Origin of the sequence: Roseovarius sp. (genome assembly GCF_040223625.1) — a bacterium.
Taxonomy (GTDB): Bacteria; Pseudomonadota; Alphaproteobacteria; order Rhodobacterales; family Rhodobacteraceae; genus Roseovarius.
On record NZ_JAVKFX010000050.1, the window covers coordinates 1 to 12,220 of the forward strand.

A 12,220-nucleotide genomic window follows, 5' to 3' on the forward strand; every position below is an offset into this window, starting at 1 on the left:
GTGTTGCACTCGCCGGGGGGGGGGGGGCTGGCGTTGGTTCTGGCGGGTTTGTGTAAGTGTGTGGGGGGTGGGGGGGCGGCCCCGGCCTTTGATGGCCCGCGGGGCCTACAACGTCTCCCCCGGAATATTTTTGGCAAGATGAAGCGGGGCCGCCGGCCCTGTCACGAAAGGAGCGAGACATGTTCAACGCACTGGTCGTCGAGAAGGACGAGGAAAGCGGCAAGACATCCGCGGAGGTGAAGCAGATCGGCGAGGATGATCTGCCGGAGGCCGAGGTGACGGTGGCGGTGGAGTATTCCACGGTGAACTACAAGGACGGGCTGTGCATCGGGCCGGGCGGCGGTCTGGTGCGGAAATATCCGCATGTGCCGGGGATCGACTTTGCCGGGACGGTCGAGGCGAGCGACGATGACCGCTACAAGCCGGGCGACAAGGTGGTGCTGACCGGCTGGCGCGTGGGCGAGGCGCATTGGGGCGGCTATGCCCAGAAGGCGCGGGTGAAGGCCGACTGGCTGGTGCCGCTGCCGGAGGGGCTGGATACGCGGCAGGCGATGGCGGTGGGCACCGCGGGCTTTACCGCGATGCTGGCGGTGATGGCGCTGGAGGACCAGGGGCTGAAGAGCGGGCCGGTTCTGGTGACGGGCGCGGCCGGCGGCGTGGGCAGCGTGGCGACGGCGATCCTGGCAAAGCTGGGGCACGAGGTGGCGGCGGTGACCGGGCGGCCGGAGCAGGAGGCGTATCTGAAGGGGCTGGGCGCCAGCCGGATCGTGCCGCGCGAGGAGCTGACCGAGGTGACGAAGAAGCCGCTGGAGGCGGAGGCCTGGGGCGGCTGCGTGGATGCCGTGGCGGGCGCGATGCTGGGCCGGGTGCTGAAGCAGATGGAATATGGCAGCTCGGTCGCGGCGATCGGCCTTGCGGGCGGCGCGGCGATCGAGGGCGCGCTGATCACGCCGTTCATCCTGCGGGGGGTAAACCTGCTGGGGATCGACAGCGTGATGCAGCCCTATGAGAACCGCCTGCGCGCGTGGGAGCGGATCGCCAAGGACCTGCCGATGGACAAGCTGGAGGACATGGTGCAGCCGGCGACATTGTCGGACCTGCCGGGGCTGGGCCGCGATATCCTGAAAGGGCAGGTGAAAGGCCGGGTCGTGGTGGACGTGAACGCCTGACCTGACCTCTCGACGCTGAACTGGACGGCCATCCGTGGGAACGGGTGGCCGTTTTTCAATGGGGGGTGGGGCCGGTCACGGGAATTCGGGGGACAATGCGCTCATTTCCGCCGAATCACCCGTGGGAGTGGGGCGATTCATGGCCGATTCCTTGCCCGGAGCCCGGAGATTCGGTAGCAAAACGTGGTGATGGGCACGATATCCCGAAAAAATCGGGGAAATCGTGGGACGTTTGGCCTAAGCCGTGGGATCACAATATATTGTGTAGGTGTGAGGGAACACGGCTAGGGAAAGCATTCACCCTTCCGATTTCGCCACATTATGTTGTTTTGAGGAGGGGAAGAATCAATATCCTGTAGCCTGTGGGCGCAGAAAGTTGTTGCCAACCATGAATTCCCATGGCATCCCTGTTAACACGATGAGGACGGGAACAAGGGGCGCTACAAAGACCCCGAAACAAACACCCAAGTCAGGTTTCATACAGGCACCCGCTTTCATCGAACCAAGAGATCCGGCGCGCGGGCGAGCAGACATCCCCCCAGGTGGCGCGCGCAGTCGGACACCCGCTCAGCGGGACGAGGGCGGCGGATTGGGCACTGGCAGCAGCTCAATCCGCCGTTTCGTTTCTCAGGGGTCGGTTTTTTCAAAACGGGGGGAGTGCGAGAGGGCCAGGGGACAGTGGTTCGCAGGTTCAGAGGTGAGGACACCTTCAAGGTGGACACCAAGGGGCGGATTTCGATCCCGGCCTCTTTTCGGCGTGTCCTTGAAGCCTCCGACCCGAACTGGACCGAGGGTCTGAACCCCGAGCTGGTCATCGTGTATGGCGATCATCGCCGCAAATTCCTGGAATGCTACACCATCGAGGCGATCAACGAGGTCGACGAGCAGATCGAGGCGCTGCCGCGCGGCTCGATGGAGCGCAAGATGCTGCAACGGCTGTTTCACGGCCAGTCGCACCCGACGAGCGTGGACGAGACCGGGCGGCTGGTGCTGCCGGCGAAGCTGCGCAAAAAGATCGGGCTGGACGACAAGGCGTTCTTCATCGCCGCGGGCGATACCTTCCAGATCTGGAAGCCCGAAACCTACGAGGAAGAAGAGCTGTCGAAGACCGAGGCGTGGCTGGACGAGCTGCCCGACGATTTCGACCCGCTGGTCTATCTCGACGGGCCGCGAGGGGGGTGAGGCATGGCTGCTGCTGCCAGAGCCGCCAGTCCCGATCCGCATATCCCTGTTCTTCTGCGTCCGCTTCTGGATGCCGTGGCGCCGGTGGAGGGCGTCTGGATCGATGGCACGCTGGGCGCGGGCGGCTATGCGCGGGGCTTGCTGGAGGCGGGGGCGGAGAAGGTCATCGGTATCGATCGCGACCCGCTGGCGCTGGAGATGGCGCAGGGCTGGGCCGGGGGTTATGGCGACCGGGTCGAGCTGGTGCAGACGACGTTTTCGCATATGGACGAGGCGGCCGAAGCCGCAGATGGCGTGGTGCTGGATCTTGGCGTCTCCTCGATGCAATTGGACCGGGCCGAGCGGGGGTTTTCCTTTATGAAGAATGGCCCGCTGGATATGCGGATGAGCCAGGCGGGGCCGAGTGCCGCGGACCTGGTGAACGGGGCGGAAGAGGCGGCGCTGGCGGATATCCTCTATCTTTACGGCGAGGAGCGGGCGAGCCGGCGGATCGCGAAGTCGATCGTGAAGGCGCGGGAGGTGGAGCCGATCACCACGACCGCCGCGCTGGCCGAGATCTGCGAACGCAGCCTGCCGCGGCCGAAGCCGGGGCAGGCGCATCCGGCGACACGCACCTTTCAGGCCTTGCGGATCGCCGTGAATGATGAATATGCCGAGCTGGTCGACGGGCTGGAAGCCGCCGAGCGCGTGCTGCGCCCGGGCGGGCGGCTGGCGGTGGTGACGTTCCATTCGATCGAGGACCGGATCGTGAAGCGCTTTCTGCAGATCAAGGCGGATAGTGGCGGGGGCGGCAGCCGCCATGCCCCGGCCGAGGCCGCGCGTGAGCCGCAGTTCACGCAGAAACATCGCAAGGCGATCGGACCGGACAAGGTCGAGCTGTCGGTCAACCCGCGGTCGCGCAGTGCCAAGCTGCGGGTCGCGGAGCGCACCGGGGCGGCGCCCGCGCCGGCCGATCGCAACGCGCTTGGCATGCCGCAGTTGAAGAGGGGATTTTGATGCGCAGCCTGTTCTACGTTCTCACCGCGCTGTCGGTCATCGGGCTGGCCTTCTGGGCCTATCACGAGAATTACAAGACGCAGGAGGCGCAGGCGCGGGCCGAGCATCTGCAGCAGCAGATCGGGCTGGAGCGCCAGCGCCTGCGGATGCTGCGGGCCGAGTGGGCCTATCTCAACCGGCCCGAGCGGCTGCGGGATCTGGCCGAGATCAATTTCGACCGGCTGGGGCTTCTGCCGCTGCAGCCCTATCAGTTCGGCAAGATCGACCAGGTCTCGTACCCCGAGCGCGACCCGCTGCCGATCACCGATCCGGTGGATGTCATTAACATGGAGGGCCACCCATGATCCGCACGCCGCTGCGCCCGCTGGCGCGTATCCTTCAGGCGCGTGACCGGGGCGAGAACCCGGACGCGATCGAGCGCGAGAACATCCGGGCCCGGCACGAGGAGATGCGCGACCGCGCGCGGACCCGGGCCGAGGGGCGGCTTCTGGTGCTGGGGCTGTTCTTCCTGTGTGCCTTCACCGTGATCGGCGGGCGAATGGGCGTGCTGGCCAATTCCGAGCCGAGCGAGCCGCGCACCAGCGTGGCGGGCGCCGATATCCTGGCGCAGCGGGCGGATATCGTCGACCGGAAGGGGCGAATCCTGGCCACGAATTTCGAGACGCACAGCCTCTATGCCCAGCCGCAGCAGATGATCGAGCCGGAGCGGACCGCCGAGGAGCTGGTCAAGATCTTCCCCGATCTCGACCGGGAGCGGCTGGTGAAGGATTTCACCGGCAAGCGCAAGTTCCTGTGGATCAAGAAGAAACTGAGCCCCGAGCAGAAGCAGGCGGTGCATGATATCGGCGAGCCGGGCCTGCTGTTCGGGCCGCGGGAGATGCGGCTTTATCCCAATGGCAAGCTGGCCGCGCATGTGCTGGGCGGGGCGAGCTTTGGCCGCGAGGGGGTGCATTCGGCGGAAGTGATCGGCGTGGCCGGCATCGAGAAGTTCTACGATGCGCAGCTTCGTGATCCGGCGAACGGGCACGAGCCGCTGACGCTGTCGCTGGATTTGTCGGTGCAGGCAGCGGTGGAACGGGTGCTGTTCGGTGGCATGAAGCTGATGAATGCCAAGGGCGCCGCGGCGATCCTGATGGATGTGCAGACCGGCGAGCTGATCACGCTGGCCTCGCTGCCGGATTTCGACCCGAACGACCGGCCGCGCCCGCCGACGCAGGGCAACGCCTCGGACAGCCCGTTGTTCAACCGGGCGGTGCAGGGGGTGTACGAGCTGGGCTCGACCTTCAAGATCTTTGCCGTGGCGCAGGCGCTGGAACTGGGGCTGGTGAACCCCGAGACGATGGTCGACACGCGCGGGCCGCTGACTTGGGGCCGGTTCCGGATCCGGGATTTCCACGATTACGGCTCGCAGTTGACGGCGACCAAGGTGATCGTGAAATCGTCGAACATCGGCACGGCACGGATCGCGCAGATGATCGGCGGGGCGCGGCAGCAGGAGTTCCTGAAGACGCTGGGCTTCTTCGAGCCGACCGGCGTGGAGCTGGTGGAGGCCGCCGGCGCCAAGCCGCTCTTGCCGCCGAAATGGTCGGAGCTGTCGACGATGACGATTTCCTATGGGCACGGGTTGTCGGCGAGCCCGCTGCACCTGGCCTCGGCCTATGCGACGATTGCCAATGGCGGGCACAAGGTCACGCCGACGCTGCTGCGGCAGCCGAAGGGGCAGTTGGGCCCGGCCGTAATGTCGGAGCAGACGGCGGCCAAGTCGATGGCGATGCTGCGCAAGGTGGTCAGCGAGGGCACGGCGTCGCTGGGCGACGTGAATGGCTTTGCGGTGGCCGGCAAGACCGGCACCGCCGACAAGCCGAAGGAGAACGGCCGGGGTTATTACGAGGACCGGGTGATTGCCACCTTCGCGAGCGCGTTTCCGGCGCATGATCCGAAATACGTGCTGGTGGTGTCGCTGGACGAGCCGGTGGAAACCTCGGGCGACGTGCCGCGCCGCACCGCCGGCTGGACCGCCGTGCCGGTGGCCGCCGAGATCATCCGCCGCGTCGCGCCGCTTCTGGGGCTCAGACCCGAGATTGAACCCGGTGAACTGGCTGGTATAACGCTGACATCGAACTAGTCCGGGGACGGGCGGCATGACGAGGCGAATATCGGTGGGGCAGACGAAATCATTGGCCGAGCTGGGCCTGACGGCGCAGGGCGGCAGGAAGGCCGAGATCACCGGGCTGGCGGTGGACAGCCGCGAGGTGCGGGAGGGGTTCCTGTTCGCCGCGTTGCCGGGCACGAAGGTGCACGGGGGCGAGTTCATCTCCTACGCGCTGGAGATGGGCGCGGCGGCGGTGCTGACCGACGCCGATGGCGCGCGGATCGCCGAGGCGGAGCTGGCCGCGAGCGAGGCCGCGCTGATCGTGACCGAGGACCCGCGGCAGGCGCTGTCCTACTGTGCCGCGCTGTGGTTCGGGGCGCAGCCCGAGACGGTGGTGGCGGTGACGGGCACGAACGGCAAGACCTCCGTGGCGAGCTTCACGCGGCAGATCTGGGCGGCGCTGGGGTTCGAGGCGGTGAGCATCGGTACCACGGGCGTCGAGGGCGCATACGAGGTGCCGCTGAAGCATACGACCCCCGAGCCGATCACGCTGCACCGGGTGCTGGCCGAGAGCGAGGCCGCCGGGGTGACCCATGCGGCGATGGAGGCGTCGAGCCACGGGCTGGCGCAAAGGCGGCTGGACGGGGTCAGGATCGCGGCGGCGGGGTTTACCAACCTGACGCAGGATCACCTCGACTATCACACTGATCTGGATGACTATTTCAACGCCAAGGCGGGGCTGTTCACGCGCGTTCTGTCGGAGGATGGCGTGGCGGTGATCAACGTGGATGATCCGCGCGGGTGGGACATGGCCGCGGTGGCGCGGTCGCGGGGGCAGGAGGTTCTGAGCGTCGGGCGGCGCGACGGGGCCGACCTGCACATCATCGCGCGGAGTTTCGCGCCGACGGGGCAGGTGCTGCGGTTCCAGTGGCACGGCCGCGTGGGGCAGGCGGAGCTGGGCCTGATCGGGGGCTTCCAGTCGGAGAACGTGCTGTTGGCCGCCGGGCTGGCGATCGGTGCGGGGGCCGACCCGGACCAGGTGTTCGACACGCTGCCGCGGATGGAGACGGTGCGGGGGCGGATGCAGCTTGCCGCGCGGCGGGTGAACGGCGCTTCGGTCTTCGTGGACTACGCGCATACGCCCGGGGCGGTGGAGACGGCGATCCGGGCGCTCAGGCCGCATGTGATGGGCCGGCTGCTGGTGATCGTGGGAGCCGGTGGCGACCGCGACCGCACCAAGCGCTCGCTGATGGGGCAGGCGGCGGCGGAACATGCCGACCTGGTGATCGTGACCGACGACAACCCGCGCAGCGAGGATCCGGCGGCGATTCGTGCGGCGGTGATGCTGGGCTGTCCGGAGGCGCTGGAAGTGGGCGACCGGGCCGAGGCGATCCTTCGGGGGGTCGATGCGCTGGGGCCGGGCGATGCGCTGCTGATCACCGGCAAGGGCCACGAGACCGGGCAGATCGTGGGCGACAACATCTTTCCCTTCGACGACAGCGAGCAGGCGAGCGTGGCCGTGGCGGCGCTTGACGGCGGGCTGGCATGACGCTGTGGACGGCGGCAGAGGCGGTTGACGCCACTGGCGGGCGGGCGATCGGGGACTGGCGGGCGACGGGCGTGTCGATCGATACGCGGACGTTGCTGCCGGGCGACCTGTTCGTGGCGCTGAAGGTGGCGCGGGACGGGCACGACTTCGTGCAGGCGGCACTGGAGGCGGGCGCGGCGGCGGCGATGGTCACGCATGTGCCCGACGGCGTGGCCGAGGATGCGCCGCTGTTGATCGTCGAGGACGTGCAGGCGGCGCTGGAGGCTTTGGGCCGGGCCGGGCGAGAGAGGGCCGAGGCGCGGGTCGTGGCGGTGACCGGGTCGGTCGGCAAGACCTCGACCAAGGAGATGCTGCGCCATGTTCTGGCCGGGCAGGGCAAGACCCATGCGGCCGAGGCGAGTTACAACAACCACTGGGGCGTGCCGTTGACGCTGGCAAGGTTGCCGCAGGATGCGAAATTTGCCGTGATCGAGATCGGCATGAACCACCCCGGAGAGATTGCGCCGCTGGCGCGGATGGCACGCCCGCACGTGGCGGTGATCACCACGGTGGCGCCGGCGCATCTGGAGGCGTTCGAGTCGATCGACGGGATCGCGCGGGAGAAGGCCGCCATTTTCGAGGGGCTGGAGCCGGGCGGCGTGGCGGTGCTGAAGGGGGACCTGGCGACGACGCCGATCCTGCTGGCGGAGGCCGAGCGGCGTGCGGCGAAGATCGTGACCTTCGGGACGGCGCCGGGCAACCATCACCGGCTGCTCAAGACGGAGCTGCACGAGCGGGTGACCGTGGGCCATGCAAGGATCTGGCGAACGCCGGTGGTGTTCAAGGTCGGCGTGGCGGGGCGGCATTTCGCCGAGAACGCGCTGGCCGTGCTGGCCGCGATCTGGCAGATGGGCGCCGACCGGGGCATGGCGATCACCGATCTGGCGCGCTGGCATCCGCCCTCGGGGCGGGGCACGCGGGACGTGCTGCAGCTCGACAGCGGGGACGAGACATGGACGCTGGACCTGATCGACGATGCGTTCAATGCCAACCCGGCGTCGATGGCGGCCTCGCTCGACATGCTGGCGGCGGCGAAGCCGCGCGACGATATCGGACGGATCGCGAGGGGCCGGCGGATCGCCATCCTGGGCGACATGCTGGAACTGGGCGCGGGCGAGCTTGACCTGCACGCCGCGCTGGCGGAGCTGCCGCAGATGCGCGATATAGACGAGGTGCATTGCGTGGGCGAACGGATGAAGGCCCTGTGGGAGGCCTTGCCGGAGGATCAGCGCGGTCATTGCGTGGCCAATGCCGAGAAGCTTGCCGAGCGGGCGCACCGGCTTGTGGACGCGGGCGACGTGGTGCTGGTCAAGGGATCGAAGGGCAGTCGCGTCAGCCTCGTGGTCGACGCGCTGCGCAAGGCAGGCCGGGCGTTGCGGCGGGAAGAAGAGGACGACTGAATGCTGTACTGGCTGACCCTGTTTTCGGATGGCGGCGATTTCTTCAACCTGTTCCGCTATATCACCTTCCGGTCGGGCGGGGCGTTCATGACCGCGCTGGTCTTCGGGTTCATCTTCGGGCGGCCGCTGATCCTTGTGCTGCGCAAGCGGCAGGGCAAGGGCCAGCCCATTCGGACGGACGGGCCGGAGGGGCATATCACCAAGTCGGGCACGCCGACGATGGGCGGGCTGCTGATCGTCGGGGCGTTGATGACCTCCTCGCTGCTGTGGGCGCGGCTGGACAATGGCTATGTTTGGCTGGTGCTGTTCGTGACGCTGGCCTTCGGGCTGATCGGGTTCTGGGACGACTATTCCAAGGTGTCGAAGCAGAATACCAAGGGGGTGCCGGGCAAGGTGCGGCTGTTGCTGGGGTTCGCCATTGCCGGGGTCGCGGCCTATTGGGCGGCGCTGAACCATCCGGCGGAGCTGCAGTATCAACTGGCGCTGCCGTTCTTCAAGGACCTGCTGGTGAACCTCGGGTTTTTCTTCATTCCCTTCGCGATGTTCGTGGTGGTGGGGGCGGCCAATGCCGTGAACCTGACCGACGGGCTGGACGGCCTCGCGATCATGCCGGTGATGATCGCGGCGGGCGCGCTGGGGATCATCGCCTACGCGGTGGGGCGGGTCGATTTCACGGAATATCTCGAGGTGCATTACGTGCCCGGGTCCGGCGAGATCCTCGTCTTCGTGGCGGGGCTTGTCGGCGGCGGGCTGGGCTTCCTGTGGTACAACGCGCCGCCGGCGGCGGTATTCATGGGTGATACCGGGTCGCTGGCCCTGGGCGGGGCGCTGGGGGCGATCGCGGTGGTGACCAAGCACGAGATCGTGCTGGGCATCGTCGGCGGCCTCTTCGTGGTCGAGGCACTGAGCGTGATCATCCAGGTGTTCTATTTCAAGCGCACCGGCAAGCGGGTGTTCCTGATGGCGCCGATCCATCACCATTACGAGAAGAAGGGCTGGGCCGAGCCGACCATCGTGATCCGGTTCTGGATCATCGCGCTGATCCTGGCGATGATCGGGCTGGCGACGCTGAAGGTCCGGTGAGCCGTGGCGGTGCGCGACACCGCGGCGATGATCGCCGGGATGGCGCCCGTGGCCGATGGCGTGACCTGGCATTTCTGTACGACGGCGGATGCGGAGCTGGCGGCGCGGGCGCGCCCGACGGCGCTGGCGAGCTTTGCCGAGGCGGAGGGGATGTCGCTTGTCCTGTCGGAGAAGGAGGCGGTGGCGCTTGGCTTTGACACCGACCTGCCGATGGCGCGGATCACGTTGACGGTGCAGTCGGCGCTGGACGGGGTGGGCCTGACGGCGGCGGTGGCGACGGCGCTGGCGACGGCGCTGGCGGGGGAGGGCATTCCCTGCAACATGGTGGCGGGCTATCACCACGACCACGTCTTCGTGCCGGTGGCGCAGGCGGAGCGGGCGCTGGAGGTGCTCCGGCGGCTGGCGTGCGGGGAGATGGACGGATGAGCCGGGTGGATGGCGGCCGGTGGTGGGTCGGCACCCGCCTTGCGGCAATGTGGCAGGCGCGGGCCTGCCGGAAGGGTGAGGCGAGATGATCCCAGTGACGGGTTTCGAGAACGCGCGGGTTGGAATCCTCGGGCTGGGGCGGTCGGGCCTGTCGGCGGCGCGGGCGCTGCGGGCGGGCGGGGCGCACCCGGTTTGCTGGGACGACAACCCGGCGGCGCGGGAGATGGCGGAGAAGGAAGGCTTCGACGTGGCCGACCTGTCGCGGGAGGGGGCGTTCGATGCGGTGGCAAGGCTGATCGTGTCGCCGGGCATTCCGCACCTCTATCCGAGCCCGAACAAGGTGGTGGCCAATGCGCTGCGCGCCGGGGTGCCGGTGGACAACGATATCGGCTTGTTCTTCCTGTCGCTGGGCACCGAGAAATGGGCCGAGTTCGACGACCCGCCGAAGGTGGTGGCGGTGACGGGGAGCAACGGGAAATCGACCACGTCGGCGCTGATCCATCACGTGCTGGAACATGCGGGCAAGCCCGCGCAACTGGCCGGGAATATCGGGCGGGGGGTGCTGGATATAGACCCGCCGGGCGACGGGGGCGTGGTGGTGCTGGAGCTGAGCTCGTACCAGACGGAGCTGGCCCGCGCGCTGACGCCGGACGTGGCGGTGTTCACCAACCTGACGCCGGATCACCTTGACCGGCACGGGGGGCTGGGCGGCTATTTCGCGGCCAAGCGGAGGTTGTTTGCCGAGGGCGGGCCGGACCGGGCGGTGATCGGCGTGGACGAGCCCGAGGGGCTGTTCCTGGCCGGGCAATTGGCGGAAGGGCCGGACGATGCGCGGGTGATCCGGGTGTCGGTCGAGGGGAAGCTGTCGGGGCCGGGCTGGTCGGTTTTCGCGAAGAAGGGGTATCTGAGCGAGTACCGGAAGGGCAAGCAGACCGGGTCGATTGATCTGCGCCCCGTCAAGGGGCTGCCGGGGCGGCACAATCATCAGAATGCGTGCGCCGCCTATGCGGCGTGCCGGGCGCTGGGGCTGTCGCCCCGGGTGATCGAGCAGGGCTTCCACAGTTTCGAGGGCCTGCCGCATCGCAGCCAAGTGATTGCCGAGAAGGATGGCGTGACCTTCGTCAATGACAGCAAGGCGACGAATGTCGATGCGGCCGTCAAGGTGCTGGAGGCGTTTTCGCGCATCCGCTGGATCTGTGGCGGGCTGGAGAAGGAAGGCGGGCTGGCCGGGCTGAAGCCGGGGCTTGCGAACGTGGTGAAGGCCTATGTGATCGGGCGGGAGGCGGCGGAGTTCGCCATGCAGCTCGAGGGCGTGAACGCCGAAGTCTGCACCACGATGGCGGCTGCGGTGGCGCAGGCGATGGACGAGGCCGGGCCGGGGGAGACGGTGCTTCTGGCGCCGGCGGCGGCGAGCTTCGACCAGTACGACAATTTCGAGAAGCGGGGCGAGGATTTCATCGCCGAGGTGCGGGCGCGACTGTAGCAGGGATGGTGCGACGGGTGCCGGCGCGGCGCTTTATTTTTGCAGGAGGTGCCTGGCCGTGCTGTCGGATGCCTCCGGCGGGGATATTTGGGGCCAGAAGAAGCGGCGGGTGCGAAAACCCGCAGGCAAAGAAAAACCGCCGCCCCGGTTGGGGACGGCGGCATGATCGGGCGCTATGGGCGCGAGATCAATTCCAGAAGCCTTCGTCGACGCTTTCCATCGCTTCGAGGTCTTCCTCGCTCTGGCGGGTGACGTAGCCGTAGGTGGCGTCGTCGACCGCGACGAGGTTCAGGTCGTCGACGGAAATCAGCACGTGCTTGTCGGCGATGTCGAGGAAGCCGCCGACTTCGGCGACGATGCCGGTGACCTGGCCGTCTTGCGACAGGACGACGTCTTCGATCTCGCCGATGGTGTTCCAGTCGGCGCCGACCTCGTTGTGCACGTTGGTCGCATCCCAGCCTTCGTCATTGGCCTCGTTCACCGTGTAGATGTTGCCACCGGTGATGTCGCGCGAGCGGATCAGGTCGCCCTGCATGCCGGTCATGTCGGCGCTGGCGACGGTGTTGCCGCTCATGGAAACGGACTCGTCGGAGTCTTCGTTGCCGCTCATTTCGGCGTTATCGACATCTTCGGACAGGTTGTTGTCGCCGTTCATCTCGGCGCTCTGGTCCATCTGGCCGTCATTGTCGAGGCTGGTCCCGGTCGTTTCCTCGTCGCTCTGGGCGATCGCGCCGGACGCGGCCACGATCAGGGCGAGGGTGGATGTTGTCAGGCGTTTCATGATGTGCCTCCTTTTGAATT

At 67.5% G+C, this 12,220-nt stretch carries 11 protein-coding genes; 10 read left to right on the forward strand and 1 reads right to left on the reverse strand.

Going from position 1 to position 12,220, the window contains the following annotated elements; genetic code table 11:
- The first annotated feature begins 179 nt into the window (after window positions 1-179).
- The 10 genes from acuI to murD all read left to right on the forward strand — a co-directional run bounded on the left by acuI (window position 180) and on the right by murD (window position 11,419).
- A complete protein-coding gene (gene acuI, locus RLN94_RS15600) occupies window positions 180-1,169 on the forward strand; it encodes an acryloyl-CoA reductase (protein WP_350080949.1) in 990 nt (329 codons plus the stop codon).
- Between the two features lie 678 nt (window positions 1,170-1,847).
- Complete coding sequence (gene mraZ, locus RLN94_RS15605) at window positions 1,848-2,351, forward strand: division/cell wall cluster transcriptional repressor MraZ (RefSeq protein ID WP_350080947.1); 504 nt, start codon at window positions 1,848-1,850, stop codon at window positions 2,349-2,351.
- A gap of 3 nt (window positions 2,352-2,354) precedes the next feature.
- Window positions 2,355-3,347, forward strand: a complete 993-nt coding sequence (gene rsmH / locus RLN94_RS15610) for a 16S rRNA (cytosine(1402)-N(4))-methyltransferase RsmH (protein ID WP_350080945.1) — start codon at window positions 2,355-2,357, stop codon at window positions 3,345-3,347.
- Window positions 3,347-3,691, forward strand: coding sequence for a cell division protein FtsL (gene ftsL / locus RLN94_RS15615; protein ID WP_350080943.1), 345 nt, complete (start codon window positions 3,347-3,349; stop codon window positions 3,689-3,691). The genes rsmH and ftsL overlap by 1 nt, the downstream gene beginning before the upstream one ends.
- Window positions 3,688-5,472, forward strand: coding sequence for a peptidoglycan D,D-transpeptidase FtsI family protein (locus RLN94_RS15620; RefSeq protein WP_350080941.1), 1,785 nt, complete (start codon window positions 3,688-3,690; stop codon window positions 5,470-5,472). Before ftsL ends, RLN94_RS15620 begins: the two co-directional genes overlap by 4 nt.
- Before the next feature lie 16 nt (window positions 5,473-5,488).
- Window positions 5,489-6,988 (forward strand): UDP-N-acetylmuramoyl-L-alanyl-D-glutamate--2,6-diaminopimelate ligase, encoded by a 1,500-nt coding sequence (locus tag RLN94_RS15625; RefSeq protein ID WP_350080939.1) that lies wholly within the window; start codon window positions 5,489-5,491, stop codon window positions 6,986-6,988.
- A complete protein-coding gene (locus RLN94_RS15630) occupies window positions 6,985-8,427 on the forward strand; it encodes a UDP-N-acetylmuramoyl-tripeptide--D-alanyl-D-alanine ligase (protein ID WP_350080937.1) in 1,443 nt (480 codons plus the stop codon). Before RLN94_RS15625 ends, RLN94_RS15630 begins: the two co-directional genes overlap by 4 nt.
- Window positions 8,428-9,510, forward strand: coding sequence for a phospho-N-acetylmuramoyl-pentapeptide-transferase (mraY, locus tag RLN94_RS15635; RefSeq protein WP_350080935.1), 1,083 nt, complete (start codon window positions 8,428-8,430; stop codon window positions 9,508-9,510).
- Between the two features lie 3 nt (window positions 9,511-9,513).
- The gene (locus RLN94_RS15640) at window positions 9,514-9,936 is read left to right on the forward strand and encodes an ACT domain-containing protein (RefSeq protein ID WP_350128489.1); all 423 of its coding nucleotides are present in this window, start codon (window positions 9,514-9,516) and stop codon (window positions 9,934-9,936) included.
- A gap of 85 nt (window positions 9,937-10,021) precedes the next feature.
- Window positions 10,022-11,419 carry a UDP-N-acetylmuramoyl-L-alanine--D-glutamate ligase gene (gene murD, locus RLN94_RS15645; RefSeq protein WP_350080931.1) on the forward strand — a complete coding sequence of 466 codons (1,398 nt, stop codon included), beginning with the start codon at window positions 10,022-10,024 and terminating at the stop codon, window positions 11,417-11,419.
- 187 nt (window positions 11,420-11,606) lie between these two features.
- On the opposite strand, the gene RLN94_RS15650 is transcribed toward murD, so the two are convergent.
- Window positions 11,607-12,200 (reverse strand): PRC-barrel domain-containing protein, encoded by a 594-nt coding sequence (locus RLN94_RS15650; RefSeq protein ID WP_350080929.1) that lies wholly within the window; start codon window positions 12,198-12,200, stop codon window positions 11,607-11,609.
- Window positions 12,201-12,220: the final 20 nt, after the last annotated feature.